This is a genomic window from Bifidobacterium sp. W8103, assembly GCF_016100775.1.
Taxonomy (GTDB): domain Bacteria; phylum Actinomycetota; class Actinomycetes; order Actinomycetales; family Bifidobacteriaceae; genus Bombiscardovia; species Bombiscardovia choladohabitans.
In genome coordinates this window covers 1,198,354-1,222,030 of sequence record NZ_JACFRV010000001.1, presented here as the reverse complement: position 1 = coordinate 1,222,030, position 23,677 = coordinate 1,198,354, and the positions used below count along the sequence as shown (strand labels likewise).

General features: G+C 61.5%; 14 protein-coding genes and 1 pseudogene. 11 read left to right on the top strand and 4 right to left on the bottom strand.

Annotated features, from left to right (window positions below):
• Window positions 1–32 precede the first annotated feature (32 nt).
• The gene (locus H3U90_RS04590) at window positions 33–3,938 is read right to left on the bottom strand and encodes an LPXTG cell wall anchor domain-containing protein (protein WP_198177231.1); all 3,906 of its coding nucleotides are present in this window, start codon (window positions 3,936–3,938) and stop codon (window positions 33–35) included.
• Window positions 3,939–4,094: 156 nt separating this feature from the next.
• Here H3U90_RS04590 and H3U90_RS04585 point away from each other — a divergent pair, with 156 nt between their 5' ends.
• The 4 genes from H3U90_RS04585 to H3U90_RS04570 all read left to right on the top strand — a co-directional run bounded on the left by H3U90_RS04585 (window position 4,095) and on the right by H3U90_RS04570 (window position 6,661).
• A complete protein-coding gene (locus tag H3U90_RS04585; protein ID WP_015022497.1) occupies window positions 4,095–4,586 on the top strand; it encodes an inorganic diphosphatase in 492 nt (163 codons plus the stop codon).
• A 150-nt stretch (window positions 4,587–4,736) separates the two neighbouring features.
• Window positions 4,737–5,183: a DUF3290 family protein gene (locus H3U90_RS04580; RefSeq protein ID WP_198177230.1), complete on the top strand. Its 447-nt coding sequence runs from the start codon at window positions 4,737–4,739 to the stop codon at window positions 5,181–5,183.
• Between the two features lie 3 nt (window positions 5,184–5,186).
• Entirely contained in the window at window positions 5,187–5,831 is a 645-nt protein-coding gene (locus H3U90_RS04575) for a DUF421 domain-containing protein (protein WP_198177229.1), read from the top strand.
• A gap of 266 nt (window positions 5,832–6,097) precedes the next feature.
• Window positions 6,098–6,661, top strand: coding sequence for a manganese efflux pump MntP (locus H3U90_RS04570; protein ID WP_198177228.1), 564 nt, complete (start codon window positions 6,098–6,100; stop codon window positions 6,659–6,661).
• 1 nt (window position 6,662) lies between these two features.
• Here H3U90_RS04570 and H3U90_RS04565 read toward each other — a convergent pair whose 3' ends face one another.
• Window positions 6,663–7,325 (bottom strand): hypothetical protein, encoded by a 663-nt coding sequence (locus H3U90_RS04565; protein WP_198177227.1) that lies wholly within the window; start codon window positions 7,323–7,325, stop codon window positions 6,663–6,665.
• Window positions 7,326–7,489: 164 nt separating this feature from the next.
• Here H3U90_RS04565 and H3U90_RS04560 point away from each other — a divergent pair, with 164 nt between their 5' ends.
• The 5 genes from H3U90_RS04560 to H3U90_RS04540 all read left to right on the top strand — a co-directional run bounded on the left by H3U90_RS04560 (window position 7,490) and on the right by H3U90_RS04540 (window position 19,183).
• On the top strand, window positions 7,490–8,320 hold the full coding sequence (locus tag H3U90_RS04560) for a winged helix-turn-helix transcriptional regulator (protein ID WP_198177226.1): 831 nt from the start codon (window positions 7,490–7,492) through the stop codon (window positions 8,318–8,320).
• A gap of 61 nt (window positions 8,321–8,381) precedes the next feature.
• Window positions 8,382–9,029, top strand: coding sequence for an endonuclease III (gene nth / locus H3U90_RS04555; RefSeq protein ID WP_198177225.1), 648 nt, complete (start codon window positions 8,382–8,384; stop codon window positions 9,027–9,029).
• A 10-nt stretch (window positions 9,030–9,039) separates the two neighbouring features.
• A complete protein-coding gene (locus H3U90_RS04550; RefSeq protein WP_198177224.1) occupies window positions 9,040–10,572 on the top strand; it encodes an ABC transporter substrate-binding protein in 1,533 nt (510 codons plus the stop codon).
• 44 nt (window positions 10,573–10,616) lie between these two features.
• Window positions 10,617–13,358 carry a valine--tRNA ligase gene (gene valS, locus H3U90_RS04545; protein WP_198177223.1) on the top strand — a complete coding sequence of 914 codons (2,742 nt, stop codon included), beginning with the start codon at window positions 10,617–10,619 and terminating at the stop codon, window positions 13,356–13,358.
• 341 nt (window positions 13,359–13,699) lie between these two features.
• The gene (locus H3U90_RS04540) at window positions 13,700–19,183 is read left to right on the top strand and encodes an RCC1 domain-containing protein (RefSeq protein ID WP_198177222.1); all 5,484 of its coding nucleotides are present in this window, start codon (window positions 13,700–13,702) and stop codon (window positions 19,181–19,183) included.
• Window positions 19,184–19,248: 65 nt separating this feature from the next.
• Here H3U90_RS04540 and H3U90_RS04535 read toward each other — a convergent pair whose 3' ends face one another.
• Entirely contained in the window at window positions 19,249–19,605 is a 357-nt protein-coding gene (locus H3U90_RS04535; RefSeq protein ID WP_198177221.1) for a chorismate mutase, read from the bottom strand.
• Window positions 19,606–20,008: 403 nt separating this feature from the next.
• The gene (locus tag H3U90_RS08400; RefSeq protein ID WP_332460615.1) at window positions 20,009–20,137 is read right to left on the bottom strand and encodes a hypothetical protein; all 129 of its coding nucleotides are present in this window, start codon (window positions 20,135–20,137) and stop codon (window positions 20,009–20,011) included.
• 16 nt (window positions 20,138–20,153) lie between these two features.
• Here H3U90_RS08400 and H3U90_RS08395 point away from each other — a divergent pair.
• A pseudogene (locus H3U90_RS08395) lies at window positions 20,154–20,321 on the top strand (InlB B-repeat-containing protein); the annotation flags it as partial.
• Window positions 20,322–20,360: 39 nt separating this feature from the next.
• The gene (locus H3U90_RS04530; protein ID WP_332461081.1) at window positions 20,361–23,525 is read left to right on the top strand and encodes an RCC1 domain-containing protein; all 3,165 of its coding nucleotides are present in this window, start codon (window positions 20,361–20,363) and stop codon (window positions 23,523–23,525) included.
• The last annotated feature ends 152 nt before the right edge of the window (window positions 23,526–23,677 follow it).

Sequence of the window (23,677 nt, the reverse complement as noted above, 5' to 3'; positions counted from 1 at the left end):
ACACGCATGGGCTGGGTGCCTGAAATCGGCGATCACTTCCATCCCCCGTGGCCCTTGGACACCCTCCTGGCCATCCCGGAGAGAAGCGAGCCGGTCACGACTGCCAATGCAACAATGGCCAGAGGAAGGACCACTGCTTCCCCGGTTTTGGGCAGTGCTTCCCCAAGGGCGTTCCAATCGTCGCTATTGGAACGGACGGCCCGATCCGAGCACAGCAGATGACCTTCGACCATCACGCCCCGAGAATCAGGCTGTAGAGAAGCCTTGCCGGTATCTTCCCGTTCAGGAAGGGACGCCTCATCTTCTACCGGACAGGGCACCAGAGGACTGCCGATCACCCTGGCCCTGTCGGTGTGCCGACCTGATATGCCCGTCACCCTAGCATGCACGTCCACTGACTGGCCAGGACGGAGCATAAGGGTCGACCAATTATCGGGATAGCGGATCCCGGTCACCCGCCCCTGCCCCACGACTGTCTGATCCTCAAGATGAAGCTGTCGGGCAGGGAAGACTGCTCCGGTTCCATCGCTGGGATCACGAGGAGAATCATTGGTGATTCGGAAGACGATGGGGACATCGTCATGAGTCCGGAGAGCCTGTTCCGGCTGATCCCGATCCCCTTTGGGCATACCGCCTGCCTGATCAAACTTCTCAATATGCAGGGCCGGTGTCATATCGGGCGTTCTGGTCCAGACCGTGTTGGAGACCAGGGTCTTGTCCTGATAGAACTCAGTGAATCGGTTCTCATGACGCTCCACCTTCTTCAGCCGCCTGCATTGCAGGTAGACCCTCCAACCGACCGGGCGGTCGCCTGAAGCGCTGACCAGGGCCAGATACCGGGATGTAGCCTCCACTTTGATCAGACCTGCAGGGTCTGCGGTCATCGTAAACAAAGGACCGCCATGGATATCTGCAGACATGTCTGAACCAGCCATGATCTGTCCATGATGAATCAGGATGCGCCCATTCCCGTAGAGGTCCTGGGTTGCGTAGACGGCCCAATGGCCAGTGAACCGATCCACCGCTGGGTTCAGCTGATCCTCAATCCGCCAGGTCTTCACCTGCGGATAGGCACGTCCGGCCGGCAGCAGACTGGAGTCCAGACGGTAGAGGAAGAGTCGGTCACGGTAGATACTGCCACCATGAGCGCTTCCTCCACCCACTGCGACTACCACATCCTTGGCGGGATTGAGCGGCTTGACCGGATTGGCGACCACGTTGGTCGCTTTATGTAGGTCGTTGACAATCTGAGTCGCCTGATTGCGAACCACGTGACCGGTTTCCGCACGGATGACCATGTATGGCAGGACCAGATTGTAGGTGCGCCCCAGCAGCCCTTGGTCAATAGACGGTTCCAAGAGGGGATTATGGCCTCGGGCGGCGGCATAAGCAGCCAGGTCGGCAGGCTGGGGATCCCCTTTAAGGATCACACCTGTGGCCGGAACATAGGTATCAACGGTTTTGGCGAAGACCAGGACCATGCCGTCAGCCACCTGAATGTTGAAGGTCTTGGTGTAATCACGGCCATCGGAACCCAGAACCTCGATGCCCTTGGGATCGATATCCAGGTGACGAGCGTCGTAGGCATCCGTCATGCCCAACCGCCAGACCGGATAGGCGGTGTCTTTTCGGCGGGCGTCCAGACTGATCCGATAGACACCACGGTCGCCCACAAAAAGCACCTTGCCATCGATGCTGATGCCTGGGTCATGCCAGCTGACATCGCTCTTTGAAGGATGGAAGTCAGCCGGCGGGTTGCTCACCCGGTTGGAGGGAGTCAGCGAGTTGTTCAGCGTCAGCACCCATTGATTGTCCACACGATGATCCGTTGGGGCCTTGGGATCAACACTGCCCTCGAAGCGCAGGCGGATTCTGGGGTTGCCCCCGGCCCGCCACCGGCCGATACGGGCGGGGTCGGTAATGGTCACCCGCAGGCTATGGTCCTTGTCCTTCCACTTTGTGGCATATCCGGTCTTGGCGATGACATCGCCGCTCTGCAGGTCAGTCACCTCAAGAGTCTGCTTGTCGGGCAAAAACCAGCGATCATAGACATCCGTCAGGATGATTGATTTGACAGGATAGGCCAGCTTGTCGGGCAGGCTGGGCTGGGTATCCAGCTGATACTCCAACCGTTGACCAGGGAAGACCACCTTGCCATCAACACTGGCCTGCTGACCGCCCTGGCCGGCCTCCGAGATGACATCCTTGCGCACCGGAGGCAGGTATCCGCAGATGCCTGGCTTGTTGGTCCGTACACTCTGCGTGTTGACCGTTTGGGAGCCCGAATTGGTCAGGGCCTCGCCCTGGTTGCCATGGCCGTCAGGCGCTTTGCAGAAGGTCAGCTCCTGGTCGGGTGTTCCGCCAAGATCCTTGCGAACCTTGGCCGCACCACCGCCGTTGGCAAATCGGACCGTGAAGGGAACCAGCATGGTGACCTGCATAGGGTCCTCCATCCCCTTGAGGCCGTTCAGCCACCCGCTCTTGGCCTGGGCCCGAGCCCGAGTGCCTGTCACGCTGATCTCGAAACGGTCGGTCACATCCCTGCCCTTGGTCACGATGTCTCCGACGCTGCTGCGGCGATAGTGCCCGTCTGCATCCGCCTTAGCCTTGGCCATGAAGATACGAATGGCCCGAGCCCCATCCTGATCAACCAGATAGTCGGCGGCGCTCCAGTCGTCGGTCAGGGCGAAAACCTTAGGGGCCTCAATCAGATGGGCTTCGACAGTGGCGTTGACCACCGACCCCACCCGGTCGCCGTCCAGAAAGACGTGTCCGTCAGCACCGGTCCCGTTACTCCATTGGGGGTCTACAACACTCTTCCACGCCCCCGTGGCTGTGTCTCGCAGAATCCAGGATTTGTCCGGCCTGGGCTTCCAGGTGGGTGTCCGACGCTCCGGTGTCGACTGGTCAACCTCACGGGCGCCGCCTTTCCAATGGACTTTCCCCTGGTCCAGGATTACCCCGGTCTCCGGCCGGTCGACGGTCACATCCAACTGCCATGCCCAGCGGTGTTCCTCCGGCAGAGCACCGCCTTTCCAGGTGGCTGTGGCCCGGTCTCCAGGCGGCCTGGTCCCTTCGTCCGTGTTGAAAACGAATTTGTCGGTCAGGTCTTCGCCGCTGGTCTGGTCTTTGACATGCTGACCGCTGATACGGTACTGCTTGCCTTGAGGGTTGAAGACATCGGTAAAGGTCAGTTCGCGACCGCCCCGACCGGTTCCAGTGACGATATGGGTGCGATTGGTCATCCCATCCGCGCTGGTGCCACGATCCACTTGCTTGTCAGGTGGATCCGGCGGCAGATCGGCCGGCTTGGGCTCGTAGTCGTTGAGCATGATCACCACCAGGGAGATGCCCTTCTCGTTGCCCGCATACTCGTCAGCGAATTTGTCCAGATTGTCGTTGGACTGATCCCAGAAGGAGTCGCTGGTCCGATAGGTCACCCCACGGTTGCTGAAGGTGCTGTTGGCCACCTGGCTGCGCCAGTTATCCATCCAAAGCTTGTGAATAGCCACGGAGATCCCGTCAAAGATACGCCGGGACCCACGGTAGCCGGCAACCACGCCCACGCCGGTCACCCGGCAGTGGCCCTGTCCGGATTGGTCGGCATGGGCCTCGTTAAAGCGCGCCTGGCAGTTGCCGTTGGCCTCATCCAGAGCCTGCCGTTTGACCCGTGCCGTGGTGGCATTGCCTCCGTCCACCACCCCCATCTGGGAGAACGCCCTGTCTACGCTGCCTATCTCATAGCCGCCAAAGGCACCATGATCGTCATCCTTGTAGGCCCAACCCTGCCAGAGCCGGACCTTTTGGCCACCGGGAGGCACCGGTCTGCCGCCGGCATGACCTGATCCCCCGCCAGCCACGGCTGGAGCCGCCGGACCGGCAAGGGTCGCCAGGGCAGCCAGAGCCGCCAAGAGGCCGATCCATCTATGCTTGTTCATACTCGTCCTCACTCTTCACCCGCCCATGCCTTGAGTATGAGCGGCCGACGGGCATATAGGTGCGTGAGCGGGAGACTGTGGTCGAATGTGCCGCGGGACGGTTATGCTGTGTATGAGACATACCTATGCCGTCCAGACCGAAAAGGAGACAGGACAATGGCAGAGACATTCGACGTGTTGGTCGAGATCCCCCGGGGCTCCCGCAACAAGTACGAGATGGACCACGACAGCGGCCATATCAGGCTGGACCGCACCCTCTTCACCTCCATGGGCTACCCCGATGACTACGGGTACATCGATGGCACCCTGGGCGAGGACGGGGATCCCTTGGATGCCCTGGTCATGATTCCCGACTCGGTCTTCCCGGGTTGCATCGTTGAATGCCGCGCCGTTGGTCTCTACCACATGGTCGACGAGGCCGGCGGGGATGACAAGGTCCTCTGCGTGCCCGCCGACGTCCGCTTCGACGCCATCAAGGACATCGACGACGTCTCCGACTTCCACAAGCAGGAGATCAAGCACTTCTTCGAGCAGTACAAGGCCCTGGAGCCGGGCAAGGAGGTCATGCCCGGCGACTACTGGACCAACGCCGAGGCCGCCGAGACCCAGATCAAGGCTGCACGCGAGCGCCTGGCCGCCCAGCACTGACCTCTCAAGGCCGCCCAGCGGTCTCAACCACCCCGGCAAGGGCCCAATCGAGCGCCCGAACCGGGGTTTTGCATGCCCAAATCCTCCCAAAACGCCTCCAGCCGTCTACGATTGCGAATTGCGGGTGCGCGCGCAAGGGTAGGAGCGGCTATGACTTTCTATACGTACCAATACCTCAAGGGCGGGCAGACCAACTGGACCATGATCAGGATCATCGTGGTCGTCCTTCTGGCCCTGGCCTTCCTCTTCTTCCTATTCATGTACTCCCGCCATCGCTGGAACCATAAGTACAAGGATCTGTCCATCATCCTGGCCACCCTGCTCCTGCTGGCGGCGGCCATCCAGTACAGCGACTACACCAATCTGCGCACGGCCAGCCTGCAGAGCGGACAGCTGACCACGGTCATCGACAAGTCGGCAGCCAAGCTCAAGGTCAATCCCGAGCAGATCAGCATCAACGACACCTCGCGCAACAACGACATGATCATCAAGACCCCCAAGGGCTACTACACCCTGGTATTCAACAGCTCCGGCTCCGAGTTCCTGCTACAGCGGGCCGACCTGTACCACCCAGACATCACCGTGATCGGAGAGTGACCCATGGATATCAATTTCTACGTCAACGTGGCCCTGAAGCTGATTGTCGGGCTGCTCTTCATCACCCTGCTCATCAATGTGACCGGTAAGGGGAACCTGGCGCCCACCTCGCCCATGGACCAGCTGCAGAACTACGTCCTGGGCGGCATCATCGGCGGGGTCATCTACAGCGACAGCATCTCCATGGCCCAGTACATTGTCATCCTGCTGATATGGGCTGCGCTGATTCTCATCACCCGGTACGCCAAGACCCACATCCACGCGGTGGGCAAGTACATCGACGGCGAACCGGTCACCATCATCAAGAATGGCAAACTGCTGGTCCAGAACTGCCTGAAGGTCAACCTGACGGCCAAGGAGGTGGACTTCAAGCTGCGCACCAAGGGCATCAACGACATCCGCGACGTCAAGCGGGGCATCGTCGAGCAGAACGGCGGCCTGACCATCATCTCCGAGGGCGACAAGGACGTGCGCTACCCGGTGGTCATGGACGGGCGGGTCAATCCCGACGTTCTTGACACCATGGGACGGGACGAGGACTGGCTTGACGAACAACTGGCCAAGCAGGGCATCCACAAGGTCAGCGATGTGTACATGGCCCGCTTCCAGAACGGCGAGTTCTATGCCGTCACCTACCAGGACCAGTAACGCCATCCACTCAGCAGGGGCAGCCTGACTGTGACCGTGGCTCGTTGAAAGTCCAAATCCAGTCTCATGTCATGCTTGATTGTTCCAGCGATGACAGGTAAAATCCATGTCCATACTGTTATGGCGTAGCATGTGAACGGCATTCAACGAATTCAAAGCCGACTCCAATCGGCAGTTCCGCGCTCGACGCTCCCGAGGCGTAGGCGGGTTTGAGGAGACCTGGTCGAGGCCCATCCCACCGGGGATGAACCCTTTCAAGGAATGCCGTGTTCTTGAGATTGTTGTTTATCGCTTTAGGTGTATCTTCCGACGCTTTTGCCGTCTCCATCAGCAAGGGACTGTCCGTGGACCGACTGCGGGCCCGCCATCATTGGCTGGTCGGACTTTGGTTCGGCGGATTCCAGACGCTGCTGCCCCTGCTGGGCTACTTCGCCGCTTCCATGCTGCAGGACTCCCTGGCCGCCGTGGATCACTGGATTATCTTCGGTATCCTTTCAGCCATCGGGGTCAATATGATCCGCGAGGGCGTCTATGGCGAGGAAGGGGGAACGAACGGCGAGGAGAGCTTCTCCTGGCGGCAGATGCTTCCCGCAGCCATCGCCACCAGCATCGACTCATTCGGCGTGGGCGCAGGCCTGGCCTTGCTGGGCATCAACATCTGGCTATCCGCACTGGTCATCGGGCTGGTGACGGCTGCGGCCTCCATTCTGGGGCTGCGCATCGGATACGCGGTCGGGTCCCGCTGGCGCAAGCCTGCCAGAATCGCCGGCGGCATCATTCTGATCGTCATGGGCATCCAGATCCTTCTGGACCACCTGATGAATGCCTGACTCAGAACGTCGTCTGCAAGACCATAGCGGCCAGAACCACGATGGATCCGGCCAGAAGAACCGACATCAGCGCCAGACCAACGGCCCCACGCCGATCAGCTGCCTCCTGGGCCCAGCGGTAACCCGAGGTCATGAGCCCGACCAGCAGCAGCAAGGCCACAAGCATCACCAGAATCGGCATCAGGTCGGGATGGAGGCCTCTGACCAGCTCCGGCAGAAAGACCCACCCCGAGGCGGCGACAGCGGTCACCCCGCCCATGGCGGTTGCAGAAATGCCACGGATGACCATCCGCCGGTCCCGACGCAGCATCTGCCGAACGAACATGAATACGGCCAGGAGGGCCAGCAGGAATGCCGCAGTCGACAGCCAGGCCCATAGGGCACCAGGCCCCTGCACGGCCAGGGTCGGCACCAGAGCTGCCAAGGCAAGCAGACCGAACACAGCCCGGTCTGGACCGGGTCGGATACCCTGGCCGACCAGTGGCCAAGAGGCCAGCATGGCCAATGCCAGCGCCAGAACCAGAACGGCCTGCACCCCTCGAGCGACCCGGGGCTCGGCCAGCAAGCCCGTCGCCACTCCCGGCAGGATCAGGGCCGCCAGGGCCAGCAGCTGCGTCAGGGCGGGCGCGTGCCCATCCCGGGTTTCTTTTACTGTCTGCGCCATGGGTCCTCCTGCCTGTCCCCGTCGGGGAGCCATACGTCACATCCTAGGGCAAGGCCATCCTGTGAACTCAGAGCCCCTGTGACGGGCCGATTGTACAATGATGACGACTGTTCAACGAATCCACCCCCCGCTATGGACGAACGGACAGGGAAGAAGGTACCCCCGTGACGGATCTGACCTTGATGACCTGCGCCGAGGACCCGGCATCGGTTCTGCCAGCCTTGGCCCTGCTCTCCCATCGGGTGCGCGTCCTGCCCCTGGATGCCGCCTCCCTGGTAAGAATGCCCGAGGACACCGTGCTGCTGATTGACGCCAGCGACGACCTGGCCGAGGCCAAGACCCTCTGCAACCTGACCCGGGCCTCGGGCCTGTCCACGCCCATCATCCTTATTCTGAGCGAGGGCGGCTTCACTGTGGTCAATGCCAGCTGGGGCGTGGCCGATATTATCATTCAGTCCGCATCCCCCGCGGAGGTCGAGGCCCGGCTGCGTCTGGTCTGCCAGCGCGTGACACCGACACGCAAGCCGGATGTCCAGCCAGAAGAGGTAGAGGACCAGGTGCCCACCGGTCAGGTCCGCTCGGGTGACCTGGTTGTGGACACCGAGAGCTACACGGCCCGGATCCACGGTCAGCCCATCAACCTGGCCTACAAGGAGTTCGAGCTGCTCAAATACCTGGTTCAGCATCCAGGCAGGGTCTTCACCAGAGCCCAGCTCCTCCAGGAGGTCTGGGGCTATGACTACTACGGCGGCACCAGAACGGTGGATGTGCACGTGCGGCGGCTCAGGGCCAAGCTGGGCAGTGAGTACGAGCACCTGATCGGCACGGTCCGCAACGTGGGCTACCGGTTCGATCCGCCCTCGTCGGCACGGACGGCCTCAGTCCCCAAGCCCGAGCCGGATGCCGAGACCGGCCCAGACCCAGCCGAGCAAAAGGACAGCCAGTCGGAACAATCCCAGGATTCCCAGAAGAAGAAAACCAATCACAGTGACTGATGCATCATCAAATCGAAAGCGCCCTCAGGGCAGGGAAAGCAAGGCCCGACGCCTGGCCCGCATGCACGAGGAGTACCGCATCCTCTGCCAGGTCTTTCCCGAGGCGGTCTGCGCCCTGCACTTCCGCAACCCCTTTGAACTGCTGGTTGCCACGGTCCTGAGCGCCCAGACGACCGACAAGCGGGTCAACTCGGTGACCCCCGAACTCTTCGAGCGCTACCCCGACCCCGCGACCATGGCCCAGGCCCAGCCTGCCGAACTGGAGGCCATCATCCACCCGGTGGGCTTCTACCATACCAAGGCCCGCCACCTCTTGGGGCTCTCCCTGATGCTGACCGAAGACTACGGCGGCAAGGTCCCCCAGACCATGGAGGAGCTGACCAGCCTGCCCGGCGTGGGGCGCAAGACCGCCAACGTGGTCCTGGGAAATGCCTTCAACATCCCCGGATTCCCGGTGGACACCCACGTCACCCGGGTCACCGGCCGTCTGCGCTGGCGGACCGACTGGCGCAGCACCCACCCCGATCCGGTGAAGATCGAGCATGAGATCTGCGACTGCTTCCCGCCCGAGGACTGGACCAATCTGTCGCACAGGCTGATTCTGCATGGCCGGGCCACCTGCCACGCCCGCAAGCCCGACTGCCTCCACTGCCCCCTGGCCGAAACATGCCCCAGCGCCGAGCTCCTGGCCGGACCAGCCTCTCGGTAGAATCGAGACCATGGCACGCGGCAGACACAAGCAAATCAGATCCGGAATCATCTTTTTCCTGGTACTGGCGGTCCTGACCGCGGGCACCTATATGGCCTGGCCGCTGGTGACAGGCCAAGGAGGCTGGCGGCTGCCCTGGGCCCAGGAGGGTTCAGGCCGAATCGTACGCATCCGGGCCCGCCAGGCCCCCGTCTCCCTGGACATCCGCACCGAACCAGGACGCGCCACCGACCAGGCCCTGATGGGCAACGTCTACCAGACCCTGACCAGGCCCGACGCCAAAGGTCGGCCGACGCCCGGCCTGGCCCAGAACTGGGAGATCTCCGCAAACGGCCTGCTCTATACCTTTCATCTGCGCAATGACGCCCGCTTCGCCGACGGCCGCCGCCTGACCTCGGAGGATGCCCTCTGGTCCCTGCACCAGATCATCGACCATCAGTACCAGGGCCATCGGGATCTGGACGGACTGGCCAGGGTCACCAACCCCGATGATGCCACACTGGTGATCGGTCTGAAGAGCCCGAACGCCAGACTGCTGACCGCCCTGAGCGGTCGGGCAGGCATAGTCTACGACCGCCAGGCCAGGGTCAACTATTCCACTCGATCAGCTGGTTCAGGCCCCTACCAGGTGGATGACTGGCAGCCGGGCACCAGCCTTACCCTGACCGCCAGCAAATCCTACAAAGGCCCGGACAAGGCCGCCATCGGCAAGGTAATCTTCAGCTACACCGGCAGCCCACAAGAGACCATCAAGGATCTGGACCAGGGACGCCTGGACGCTGTAGTGGACATGGATTCCGCCACCGCCGCGCAGGCCCACAGGACGCCGACCGCTACGCCCAGCACAGACAATGTGGTCCTGGCCTTCAACAACATAGCAACCAGCCCGCTGTCCGACCAGCACATGCGCGAGGCCGTCCGCTACGCCCTGGATCGAGAATCCATCGCCAAACTGGGGGGAGGCGGGGCCAAGGCGCTGGGCGGACCGCTCAACCAGCTGAGCCCCGGCTACGATCCCGACCTGCAGGCCTTCCCCTTCGACCGTGCCCAGGCGATTCATCGGTCCTCCTACTACCGCCCTTCCTTCTTTAAGAACGGTCTACGTCTGGTCTATCCACGCGAATTCGGCAGCCAAGTGGGCGACCTGATGCGCACACAACTCAAAGCAGCAGGCATCCCCACCCAGGTATCCATGGTGGATCAGCCCACCTTCCGTGACCAAGTACTCAACCGCCGCGACTACGACATGGCCCTGATGGTCATGGACAATGATGAAATCGACCGCTTCGCCGACCCCGACTCCACCATGCTCTTCGACAACGTCGATGTTCAGAACTCCTGGAAGCAGGTGACGGACTGCACCGACCAGAACACCTATGCCGAGCGGCTGAAGGCCTTTGCCCGACAGGTCAGCGACCTCTCCCCCAGCGACTGGCTGTATCAGCGTACGCCCCTGGTCCTCACCGCCCCGCGCCTGAAGGGCATGCCCAGCTCTCTGTTGGACCGCTACCTGCCCCTGTGGAACCTGCGCATCCAGGGGTGAAAAGGCCGGTGCCCCTTGTCACTGTTCGTCCATAAAATGCTGGTATGTCTGCTGAACACCAAGGAATCGTCAATGCCCATCTGACCCCCCTGCCCGAGAGGGTGGGCGTGGATGGCCTGGAGGAAAAGTGGTGCCGCGACTGGGACGAGTCCGGCGTCTACCGCTTCCGCAACACCCGCGAGCGCTCCGGCGTCTACTCCATCGACACCCCGCCGCCCACGGTTTCGGGGCATTTGCACGTCGGACACGTCTTCTCGTACACCCATACCGACGTAATCGCCCGGTTCAAGCGGATGCAGGGCTACGACGTCTTCTACCCCATGGGCTGGGACGACAACGGCCTGCCCACCGAGCGGCGGGTCCAGAACTATTACGGTGTCCGCGTGGACACCTCGCTCAAGTACGATCCGGACTTCAAACCCCCCTTCCATGGGACCAAGGGCAAGAAGATCAGCGCCAAGGACCAGGTGCCCGTCTCCCGTCAGAATTTCATCGAACTGTGCGAGGAACTGACCGCCGAGGACGAGAAGCTCTTCGAGCAGCTCTGGCGGTCGTTGGGCCTGTCGGTGGACTGGTCGCAGACCTACCACACCATCGGCGAGCATCCCCGCCGTGTGGCACAGAAGGCTTTCCTGCGGAACCTGGCCAGGGGCGAGGCCTACCAGAAGGAGGCCCCCGGGCTCTGGGACGTGACCTTCCAGACCGCCGTGGCCCAGGCCGAGCTGGAGTCGCGCGAGTACGACGGCTTCTACCACAGGGTGGCCTTCCGGTTTGCGGACGGCACGCCGATATACATCGAGACCACCAGGCCTGAGCTGCTGGCGGCCTGTGGCGCCCTGATCGCCCACCCGGATGACAAGCGCTACCAGAAGTATTTCGGGCAGAAGGTCTACTCCCCCCTGTTCAAGGTGGAGGTGCCCATCCTGGCCCATCCCGCCGCCGAGATGGACAAGGGCGCCGGCATCGCCATGTGCTGCACCTTCGGCGACGTGACCGACGTGCAGTGGTGGCGGGATCTGAATCTGCCCACCAGGTCCATCATCCAGCGCAACGGACGAATCGTCATGGACGTGCCGGACTGGATCACCGATGAGGGCGGGCGGCGCATTTTCGAGCAGACCGAGGGCAAGACCACCTTCTCAGCCCGCAAGATCATCGTGGACGCCCTGCGCGAGTCCGGCGACCTGGACGGCGAGCCCAAGCCCACCAAGCGCATGACCAACTTCTACGAGAAGGGCGACAAGCCTCTGGAGATCGTCACCTCCCGCCAGTGGTACCTACGCAACGGCGGCACCGACCAGAAACTGAACCAGGAGCTGCTGGAGCGCGGCAAGGAGCTCAACTTCCACCCGGACTTCATGCGGGTGCGCTACAACAACTGGGTCGAGGGCCTAAACGGCGACTGGCTGATCTCCCGGCAGCGCTTCTTCGGAGTCCCCTTCCCCCTCTGGTATCCGGTCAAGGAGAACGGCGAGACCGACTACGCCCATCCCATCACCCCGGCCGAGGACAGGCTCCCCATCGATCCCAGCACTGATGTGCCCGAGGGCTTCGAGGAATCCCAGCGAGACCAGCCTGGCGGCTTCACGGCCGAGAAGGACATCATGGACACCTGGGCCACCAGCTCCCTGACCCCCCAGATCGTGACCCACTGGGCCGAGCCGGGCGAACAGGACCAGGCCCTCTTCAAGGCCACCTTCCCCATGGACCTGCGCCCCCAAGGCCAGGACATCATCCGCACCTGGCTCTTCAGCTCCATGGACCGCGCCCACCTGGAGAACGGCTGCCTGCCCTGGAGCGACACCACTCTGTCGGGGTGGATCCTGGACCCGGACCATAAGAAGATGAGCAAGTCCAAGGGCAATGTGGTGGTGCCCGACGAACCCATCAAGAAGTATGGAGCCGACGCTGTGCGCTACTGGGCATCCTGCGCCCGGTTGGGCCTGGATGCCACCTACGATGAGGGGCAGATGAAAATCGGCCGCCGCCTGGCCGTCAAGCTCCTCAACGCCGTCAAGTTCGCCCTGGCCATCGGTCGGGAGGATGAGAACCATAAGGTCACCCGGTCAGCGGAGGCCACCTGGAACCCCGCTGACGTCACGGTCCCGTTGGATCGCGCGGTTCTGGCCGGCCTTGCCCAGGTGATCGACCAGGCCACCAGGGCCTTGGAATCCTACGAGCACTCCAAGGCCCTGGAGGTGACCGAATCCTTCTTCTGGGACTTCTGCGACAACTACATCGAGCTGGCCAAGAACCGGGCCTATGGGACCGCGGATGCCACCGGCAGGACCCCTGACGAGGCCCAGGTGCTGAGCGCCCGCACAACCCTGGGGCTGGTCCTGGATGCTCTGGATCGTCTCCTGGCACCCTTCCTGCCCTTCGCCACCGAAGAGGCCTGGCAGTGGATGCACCAGGGGGACGGATCGGTCCACCGCGCCTCCTGGCCACGTCCGGAATCCTATCGGGCAGCTGCCCAGGGCCAGGATCCGGCTCTTTTGGCCTGGGCAGGCACGGCCTTGGCCTCCCTGCGGCGGATCAAGTCCGAGGCCAAGGTCTCCATGAAGACCCCCATCCTCTCAGCCTCCTTGAGCGTGGCGCCGGAGGGCCTGGAAGCCGTCAAGGCCGCCCTGGACGACATAGCCGAAGCGGGCAGGGTCACCGGAGATCTGGATCTGGTCGAGGAGACCGCTCAGTCCGAGGCGACGGGAGCCGGCGAGGATGAGGCGGGCATCCGTGTGACCACCAGCCAGCTGGGCGAGCCCCCCGCCAAGAAGCCTCGCAAGTAGGCTTCACAATTCCCAATGCAACCGGGGCGGTTCAGCCATAGGCACCGCCCCGGTTTTTTGTCGGCGTCACTGGCGACAAGGCCGTTATCAGTGCAACCATCGTGGCAATCCGCAATGCCAATCGAACCTTCGGCGCTCATACAAAAAGTGCGGCTTCCACAATCAACGGCATGCCTCTTGCAACGAATTTGTCCTGCAAGGGCCTGATCACGACACTATGAACTGCTCGAAGATTGCAATGCTACAGTAGAAGTTATAGAGGGACTTTATTTTAGTGTGCACCGACGCAGATTTTGGGGCTACGACCTGGGGAATCGGCACGTTTGGGGAGGAAGAATCGAATGGGGAATGCTCATGGCATCCGCAGACTGATGACGCTGACAGCCATGATAGGGCTGGCGCTGATCGGAGCATCAACAGGCGCATACGCAACCACAGGCGATACGGCACCTTCGCCTACCACGGAAACGCCCTCTCCCAGCCCGTACAGCAGCGTGAGTCCATTGCTCAGGACGGGCGGCGAAGCACAGGCCGGGGCCGCTGCTCCGACCGCCACACCATCGCCGCTGGCCAGCAACAATCCCTCGCCTTTCGAGTCCATCCAACCGTTCAGTGAGAAAAAGACAGACAAACCCATCAGGAACAGCTCACCGAGAGCCAAGTCGCCACAGACCAGGGATTCATCCTCATATACCCTTACCTTCGAGCCTGACGGGGGCTCGCTGACGTCCGGCTCGCCGGCCTTGAGCCAGACAGTAACCTCAGGCCATCTGGCATCCCCTCCCACCGTCGCCAAATCAGGTTACCTGTTTGACGGATGGTTCCTGAAGGGCTCCGATGTGGCCTATGACTTCGGCAAGCCGGTCACCAGCGCGCAGTCGCTGACGGCCCATTGGTCGTCGGTCAACGACGCCCAGTGGACGACAGCCGACGTCAGCGGCGACGACACCGGGAGCTCGGCAATCACCCTGGTTTCCCCCAAGCCCAGAGGGGTCAGATTCGCACAGGTCAGCACCGGCCACGATCACACCCTGGCCGTAGGCTCGGACGGCCACGTCTACGCCTGGGGAGACAACAGCAGGGGTGAGCTCGGCGACGACACCACAATCAACAGAAACACGCCGGTTCGGATCACCGAGAATGACGCTATCAAGGGAAAGATCTTCGTATCCGTCAGCGCGGGAACCACGTTCTCCATGGCACTGGCCTCGGACGGCACCGTCTACACCTGGGGCAACAACGACCGTGGTGAACTCGGCAACGGCTCCACCACGGATTCCTCAGTGCCGGTAAAGGCGAATCTCAACGCCACCATCACCGCCATCAGTGCCGGATACTGGCATGCCATGGCCCTGTCCTCGGACGGGACGATCTACACATGGGGAGACAATCAATACGGCCAGCTTGGCAACGGGCACACGGGTGTCAACGTCAACCCTTCACCCGCGGCGGTGGCCTCTCCATCCGGCGTCACCTTCACCACCATCAGTGCCGGATATGATTTCCAAACGGCGTTGGACAGCCAAGGTCATGCCTACGCCTGGGGACGCAACCAGGGCGGCCAGCTCAGCATCGGCACGATGGACGGTACCAGCAGCGGTTCCAATGTCTACACTCCTGAGCGCATTCTCGGCGACTCGACCGGTGCCGCAGACAGCACTGTCTACACCGACATCGATGCGGGGTACCTGCACGTCCTGGCACTGAGCAATACAGGCAACGTGAACTACTGGGGCTATCCGCTGACCAAGGGCAATGACGCCAATGCCGACAGCGTTCACTCCTTCTATCCAAGCCAGGTAAGTCTGCCCACAGGAGCGGCGGTGCCTGTCTCGGTCAGCGCCGGGGACTACTCCTCTGCGGTGGTCGACTCCGAGGGCAGCCTGTATATGTTCGGAAGCAATTCCAGCGGTCAGCTGGGCGACGGAACCACAAAGCCTAAATCAACTATGACCGAGGTGAGCCTGACAGGCGTCACAGTCGCCGCATTCGATGTCTGCCGGCACAGCCTGGCCATCGGCTCGGACGGGCTCCCCTACAGCTGGGGGGAAGCGAAAAGCGGCAAGCTGGGACAGGGCAGCAAGGGACCTCAAAGCGGTTCGCAGACCAAGCCTGCAGCGGTCGGCCCACCCCAGATAGATCTGGCCAAGGTGACCTTTGGCAGGACAGATGTAGCAAAGACCGACACCAACAGCCCGATTAGCCGAACTTCAGCAGGCGACGACACCTGGAGTTCAAATACCCCATGGACGGTCACTACCCCGCACCACACTTACGGAACCACCAAGATCAGGATCAACGACGGTCAATGGTCCATTGGCGGTGCTGCACAACAGGGGCAAAGCATTGGCAACTATACATTCACACCCACTGCCCAGAAGGTCACCTTTGATTCGGACGGGGGTTCATCGGCCTCGGACCAGTTCGTCACCGCAGGCAAGCAGGCCTCGCCTCCCACCGTCACCAAGGCAGGCTTCCTGTTCGACGGCTGGTTCGTCAAAGAGGCAGACGGCAGTTCCAATGTGGCCTATGACTTCAGCAGTCCGGTCACCGAACCGCTGAATCTGAAAGCGCATTGGTCTTCGTCAGACATGAAATGGAAAACCTCGGATGCCCTCCATGGCGACGACACCGGGGGCTCCAAAATCACCCTGACTCCCCCCAAGCCCAGAGCAGTGAGATTTGCCCAGGCCAGCGCCGGGCGCTACCACACCCTGGCTGTGGGTTCTGACGGACACGTCTACGCCTGGGGGAATCAGGCCAGCGGCGGACTGGGAAACGGCAAAGACTCAGGCACGGCAACAACGCCGGTGCGGATCACCGAAAATGATGCCATAAAAGGAAAGATCTTCATAGCCGTCAGCGCCGGGGATGCTTATTCCATGGCCCTGGCCTCGGACGGCACGGTCTACACCTGGGGCAGCAACGGCAAGGGACAGCTCGGCAACGGCACTACCGATAATTCCAACGAACCAGTAAAAGCACAGACAGACAATGCCAAAATCACCGCCATCAGCGCAGGACGGGCATATGCCATGGCCCTGGCCTCGGACGGCACGGTCTACACCTGGGGCGACAACACTTACGGCCAGCTCGGCATCGGCAACTATGACAGCCATTCCACCCCTACCAAGGTCACGGCGCTGTCTAACATCACCGCCATCAGCGCAGGATTTACCTCGGGCACGGCCCTGGACAGTCAAGGCCACGCTTGGACTTGGGGCCAGAACGACAAGGGGCAGCTTGGCAACGGCGCCCCTAATGACAGTCCGACACCGACACGTGTCCAAGACCTGGACACCGGACAGCCTGATACCCGGTTCTATATCGCCATCAGCGCAGGCTACCAGCACGTGCTGGCGCTGGATACGGATCATGACCTCTATGGATGGGGTTCCGGCACCGCCATCGGCTCCACCACAGATACCAATGTCAGTACGAGAGGATCCACCGCGATCAGTTTCGGAGCCGATGCTGTCAACATCACCGCCTTCAGCGCAGGCGACGATGGATCGGAAGCCATAGATGACAGCGGAAGGATCTTTACCTGGGGCAAGGAGGGTTACGGCCAGCTGGGCAACGGTGTGAACGATAATACGGCATGGCAAACCAATCCGAAAGCCATCACACTGGCTCAGTCAATAAAGGCTTCCGCAGTGTCCACCTCCAGCCATCACCAGACGGCCATCGGGTCTGACGGATTGCTCTACACCTGGGGATACAGCTACTACAACCAGCTTGGACGAACCGGAGCGACCTCAGTGCCCGGCACCACACAGTCACCGCAGATCACCCTGATTAAGGTCATCTTCGGCACCATGGCCAGCAGCACCAAGCCGGCCACGAATCTGACCCAGACAGGCAAAGACACCTGGGATACAAACCAGGATTGGACCTTTGTCACGCCCGCGTACCCCTACGGCCCCTCCAGCTTCACCATCACATGGACTATTGCCGACGATACCGGAGACTCAAGGCAGACACAGCAGTTCGACTACACCTTCGATCGGACCAAGAAACGCATAACGCTTGACCCTGAGGGAGGCACTGGAGCTGCATGGACGAGCAAGGACATCGAGGAAGGCGAATTGGTACCCCGACAGACCGTGGCCAAAACGGACTTCCTGTTCGACGGGTGGTTCGTCAAAGCGGCTGACGGCAGTTCCAATGTGGCCTACGACTTCGGCAAGCCGGTCACAGACCCGTTGACCCTGGTCGCACACTGGACGCCTTCGACCCCAATGACCGTCGACCCAACCGTCAGTCCGTCCACTGGCGGATACCAGGTCACCATCACTCCACCCTCACAGCGCAGCATCCGTTTCGCCCAGGTCAGTACAGGCAAAAACCATTCCTTGGCTGTCGGCAGCGACGGGAATGCCTACGCCTGGGGAGACAACAGCAGGGGACAGCTCGGTAACGGCAGCAAGGACAGCAGCAAGACACCCGTCCAAGTGAAGAAGCCATCCGACGCAGGTACCGACTTCGCCTACATTCAGGTAAGCGCTGGATATGGATTCTCGCTGGCACTCGGCAGTGACGGCAACGCCTACGCCTGGGGAGACAACAGCAGGGGACAGCTCGGTAACGGCAGCAAGGACAGCAGCAAGACGCCCGTCCAAGTGAAGAAGCCATCCGACGCAGGTACCGACTTCGCATACACCCAGGTAAGTGCAGGAGGCTATCATTCCCTGGCCATCGGCAAGGATCATCAGGTCTACGCCTGGGGAGACAGGAGCAACGGCGGACAGGTGGGCGACGGCAACACGACCGGAAATGCCCCTGCTCCAGTAGCCGTCAACGCAAGCGCCACCAGTCCTGGATTCCAGGCCAGACAGGTCAGTGCGGGATATCAGCACTCTCTGATTATCGGCATAAGCGGGCAAACCTACGCCTGGGGATACGGCGACAGCGGTAGACTGGGCAACAATGCCAAATCCTCACAGGCCACTCCTGTGTCGGTATCGTCACCCGTGCAATACGAGGACGGGTCAACGGGATTCTTCGCCACTCAGGTCAGCGCAGGAGGCTCGCACTCCCTGGCCATTGGCAGAGACGGCAAAGCCTACGCCTGGGGTGCGAATACCGATGGGCGACTGGGTACCGGAGACACCAATGATGCCGCAATACCAACCGCGGTGGCCGATCCCGACGGAGGCAGCGATGGATTCAAACCCACCGAGATCAGCGCCGGAGGATGGTTCTGCGCAGGAATCGACGACAAAGGGCGAATCTACACCTGGGGCAACAACGGTCAAAACGCCCTGGGCAATGTCTCCATCTCAGGATCCATCAGCACATCCCCCGTTTTGGTGAGCAAGGACGGTAGCACCATACAGATCAGTGCAGGCGAGCGCCAAGTCCTGGCCATCGACTCCGACGGCATGGCCTACGGTTGGGGTGACAATGGCGGCAAGCAGCTCGGCACCAATTTGGACAGCGACTCAGTCAAGGCGGCCACCTTGGTCTGCCCGCCGCAATTGACCATCAGCTCGGCCACAGTCGGCACGGATCCGCATACTGCATCGGTTCTTGAACTGACCCGGAGCGGCACAGCCGACACATGGGGATCATGGAATACCTGGACCTTCTATACCCCAGCCTTCAAGGCAGGCCAGACAACAGTCAATATCACCTGGGATGTGGGCCAAGGCAGCTCTCAGACTGAGAGCCTGCCCTTTACCTACAGGGATATTCTGCCCCTGACCGGCAGCCAGGGTCTGCTCGTCATACTGCTTGTAGGACTGTTCGTTACGGTGACGGTCCTGGCGGCAAGGCAGCATTACCTGGAAACAGCCCATCAGGCTCCAGCCAGCACTCACTGATACCTCATGGCCGATGGCATAGGAGTTAACCCGTGCCGTCGGCCATGACAATATGACGGATTTGCTCAGCGTGAGTTGACCTGGCTGGCCAACCGTTCATGGTCGCGCTTTGCGGCATCGGCCACCAGATGCAGATAGGCCTCAGCTAGCTCAGGATCCAGCCCGTAATCATCAGCCTTGTCTCGCAAGGCAGCTATTTGTGCACTCTCCCGGTGCATATCCGCCGAGGCGAATCCTGCCTGGGCCTTGAGCAGCCCGATGCGGTGGGTCACCCGGAACCGTTCAGCCATCATGGCGACTATGGCGGCATCAATGGTGTCCACATCGGCACGCAGCTCCTCCACCTGGCGGGCGCCCTGGGATTGTGGACCCCCGCTCTGCGCCTGGTCATCGATCACTGTTTCCGTCTTTGCATCGCTCATAAAATACCAGTCTAATCAAGCGCCCTAGGCGACTATGCCGGGCTCCTCTCCACCTTGCCAGTGGTGTTATTGTATTGGATGGGATTATTGACTCTTGGGGAGAGTCTCGTTCGCCTACACCTGCCTATGCAAGTGCCGGACGCATGGGGGGAGGATGCCTTCACATGAAGATGGTACGTAGTCATCGCGTCACAGTGCTCGTCAGCCTATGCTGTATTTTGGTCACCTGCAGCATGCTCGGCCTGCAATTCGGTCAAGCAGCGCCGGAAGCCAATGAGACCGCAGTCGCAACTCAGGGAAATGGAGCAATTGGTACTGGAACCAATACTCCCGGACAGATTCCTTCGGTTTCCCCCGGTCCGTCATCATCACCGTCGGGCATGCCCACCCTGTCCAACGGCACTCATGCGACGGCAACAGAACAATCAGCGCCTGCCGCCAGCACATCGCCTACCTCGCCGTCCTCATCATCGCCCGGCACAGCAGGTTCCCCGGAGCCGACCTCAACCGCCTCTTCCCCATCGAATGCCACCAGCCACACAGTCACTTTCGACTACAACATGCAGTCTGCAACTCCGACAACCACGACTGTGGCCGATGGCGCCCAGGTTGCGCGCCCCAGTCCTGAACCCACCCGCCGAGGCTTCGTTCTCGAAGGATGGTTCGCGGGCAAAGTAGCCTACGACTTCTCCGCTCCTGTACACGCGAACCTGACCCTGAAAGCCAAGTGGGCCCGGGCCGACCAGACCTGGACCATGCAGCCGCAAGAGGGGCCAGAATCAGGAGGCACCGGAGTGACCCTGACCCCACCCCCGCCCTCCGGTGTCCGTTTCAGCCAGGTCAGTGCAGGCATCAGGTTCTCACTGGCTTTGGGATCGGATGGCTACGTCTACGCCTGGGGCTTTAACCGTGCCGGTCAGCTAGGCGACGGCACTATTGTCAACAGGTCAACTCCCATAAGGGTGCCCCGGCCCGAAGAAGTCCGCAATGACAAGGATTTTCGGTTCGTCAGCGTCAACGCTGGTCAGTTCTTCAGCATGGCCCTGGATAACCATGGCACCCTCTGGTCCTGGGGGTACAACTATCTGAAGACCTTGGGCAACCCCAATGTGGCCGACAGCGGCATGCATAACTACTCAGAATATCTGGTAAAGGTGATGCTGCCTGAAGGAGCGCCGGCCGGATTCACCTACAAGGCCGTCAACGGCAATTACACCCACACCCTGGCTTTAGGATCGGATGGCAACGTCTATGGCTGGGGCACCTGCAGCGAAGGGGAGACCGGTAGCCATGATTGCGAAGGCATATGCGACTACAGGCCCAGCCTCATCCAAGGATTCGACAAGAATCACAAAATCGTCGCCCTGCAGACCGGGCTGAACTACTCAACGGCTCTGGATGACGCTGGCACGGTATGGTCATGGGGAAGCAACCTTGACCACCAGTTGGACCCGTCCGCCGGCGCGGTTGTTGGCAACTCTAAGCCGATCAAGATCAACGGCCTTGACAAGGTCCATGTGGTGGCCATAGCAAACGGCTTCGCAAACACCCTGGCCCTGGATGACCAGGGAAGGGTCTGGACCTGGGGTATGAATAAAGCCGGCCAAATCGGCAACGGGTCAAGCGCCAGCAAGACCGATATATTCAAAGACCCGGTCCAGGTCAGCTTCCCGCAGGGGACCAGAATCACTGCCATCACTGGCGGTGGCAATTTCTATCTTAGCCACGCCATGGCTCTGGATTCCGACGGCAATATCTGGGCCTGGGGCGACAACAGCTACGGACAAATGGGCGACGGCAAGACCTCTGCAGCAGACAGCCCCCAGACCACTCCGGAACGTTTGGAGGATCCGAAACTTGCCGGCCGACACTGGATCAGCATCGACGCTGGCGAGGAGTATAACCTGGCAATTTGCGACGACGGCCTGACCTACAGCTGGGGACGTGACAACATGGGTCAGCTGGGTCAGGGCACCAGCGGCGATGACGCCCATAACCGGCCCTCCGCGGTCGCCTTCCCCTGGCCGGCAAAACTGACCGGACTCCAATTCGACACAACGGATATCACCACCGGAATGCAGGCGCAAAAGAACGGGACATGGAAGGCTACTACCCCGCCGCACGCCCCAGGGCTGGTGGATGTGACCCTGACATGGACCTTGAACGATCAAGAACAGACCCTGGTCCACCTGCCCTTCCGCTACCTGTCGAGCGGGGTGACCGTAACCTTCCAGTCGCAAAGCGATTCACCAGCGCCTCCCAGCCAGAGTCTGGAAGCGGGAGAGCGGGCAGTTCGTCCCGGCACTGATCCGACCAAGGCCGGCTATCGCTTCGATGGCTGGTTCCTAGGCAAGACCGCCTACGACTTCTCCAAGCCAGTCACCAGTTCCATGACGCTCAAGGCCCACTGGAGCCCTGAGAGTCAGAACTGGACCATGACACCAGACCATGGAACTGAGATGGGCGGAACGAAGATCACCCTGACGCCGCCGGCCCTGCGGGGCATTCGCTTCAGCCAGGTCAGTGCCGGTTCCCACTGGTCCCTGGCCCTGGGATCCGATGGGATGGCTTACGCCTGGGGCAAGAACAACAAGGGCCAACTGGGCAACGCGAACATCGCCAAGGGCAACGCCAGCACCATGCCGGTCCGAGTGGACAAGCCCGAGAAGGCGGAGGCAGACTTCGTCTTCACCCAGGTCAGCGCAGGCGGTGACTATGGCCTGGCCCTAGGCTCCGATGGGAAGGTCTATGCCTGGGGCAACAACGATGTCGGCCAGCTGGGCGACTCCACCTTGGACGCCCAAAGCAGGCCCCACCTTGTACCCGGCCTGCCGGCCAAGATCCGGTCCATCAGTGCAGGCGGCGGACATGCCTTGGCTCTGGATTCCCAGGGACGAGTCTGGTCCTGGGGCGCCAACCAATACGGGCAGCTGGGCCTGGATAATGCCGGCGGCGATACCATCTCGCCAGACGGGCGAACCAGCCCTGCCATGGTGACCGGAATCCCGGCGACCATAACGGCAATCAGCGCCGGAAGCCGGTATTCACTGGCCATGACCGTGGATGGACAAGTCTACGCCTGGGGCATCAATGATGCCGGCCAGCTAGGCGATCCCACCCTGCCAGTCAGCGAGGACGGCGCCAACCCCACGCCGTCCGCCGTCCAAGGACTGACGGTCGAGATGATCGCCGTCAGCGCCGGAGACCACCAGGCTCTGGCCCTGGATTCCCAGGGACGCATCTGGACCTGGGGACAGGTCAAGGGCGAGAACAAGAAAACCCCTGCCCTATTGACCCTTCCTGACGGACTGCCGACCGGATTTGCCATTACACAGATCAGTGCCGGCACCGGAGCATCCTCCGCTTTGGGCTCCGACGGACGGATCCTGACCTGGAGCAATGCCGCAGAAGGGACAGGTCCCGCATTCTTGGCCAAACCCAAGGATGTGCCTGCAGATTTCAGCTTCACTGCCGTCTGCACGGGCGACCCGAGCTCACTGGCCCTGGGCTCCGACGGTCTGGCCTATGGATGGGGCGCCGACGATTCCGGTCAGCTGGGTGACGATCAGTCCGGGCCGGACCTGAACAGCAAGACGCCACAGGCTGTCGTGATCAGAAGCCTGGTCAAAGCGGTCACCTTCGCCGGAATGTCTGCAGAGGGAACACCGCAGTACCAGAATGGCACCTGGTTGGCACTCACCCCACGCTACAGGCCCGGGCAGGTGGATACCGTCATTCACTGGAGCCTGGTCGGCGTGGACCAGCAGAATCAGACCCTGCCCTACACCTACGACCAGTTGGCCGTCCTGCCCCTGACCGGCAGCAACGGCATAATCCTGCTGGTCATGGCTGGCCTGCTGGTCATGGGAGCCGCCATGGCTGCCAGATTCCAGCGGCGGGAGAACAGGATGACAGCTTGACAGAGCAGGGACGGCACTATGAACAACCAGGGCTGACAGGCTTCGAATAGATCATCGTCCCAAACGGCTGTCTTGTCTCGCCGCTGCCTATGATTGGGCCCCATCCGCGAACTGAATCGCGGATGGGGCCCAATGAAATATATCAGGCGTCA

What these genes read in the sequence shown, in the direction of transcription:
- H3U90_RS04550 (WP_198177224.1), top strand. Translation starts at nt 9,040, where the DNA reads ATGGCACGCGGCAGACACAAGCAAATCAGATCCGGAATCATCTTTTTC.
- valS (WP_198177223.1), top strand. Translation starts at nt 10,617, where the DNA reads ATGTCTGCTGAACACCAAGGAATCGTCAATGCCCATCTGACCCCCCTG.
- H3U90_RS04580 (WP_198177230.1), top strand. Translation starts at nt 4,737, where the DNA reads ATGACTTTCTATACGTACCAATACCTCAAGGGCGGGCAGACCAACTGG.
- H3U90_RS04530 (WP_332461081.1), top strand. Translation starts at nt 20,361, where the DNA reads ATGCAGCCGCAAGAGGGGCCAGAATCAGGAGGCACCGGAGTGACCCTG.
- H3U90_RS04575 (WP_198177229.1), top strand. Translation starts at nt 5,187, where the DNA reads ATGGATATCAATTTCTACGTCAACGTGGCCCTGAAGCTGATTGTCGGG.
- H3U90_RS04590 (WP_198177231.1), bottom strand. Translation starts at nt 3,938, where the DNA reads ATGAACAAGCATAGATGGATCGGCCTCTTGGCGGCTCTGGCTGCCCTG.
- nth (WP_198177225.1), top strand. Translation starts at nt 8,382, where the DNA reads ATGCACGAGGAGTACCGCATCCTCTGCCAGGTCTTTCCCGAGGCGGTC.
- H3U90_RS04585 (WP_015022497.1), top strand. Translation starts at nt 4,095, where the DNA reads ATGGCAGAGACATTCGACGTGTTGGTCGAGATCCCCCGGGGCTCCCGC.
- H3U90_RS04535 (WP_198177221.1), bottom strand. Translation starts at nt 19,605, where the DNA reads ATGAGCGATGCAAAGACGGAAACAGTGATCGATGACCAGGCGCAGAGC.
- H3U90_RS04540 (WP_198177222.1), top strand. Translation starts at nt 13,700, where the DNA reads ATGGGGAATGCTCATGGCATCCGCAGACTGATGACGCTGACAGCCATG.
- H3U90_RS04565 (WP_198177227.1), bottom strand. Translation starts at nt 7,325, where the DNA reads ATGGCGCAGACAGTAAAAGAAACCCGGGATGGGCACGCGCCCGCCCTG.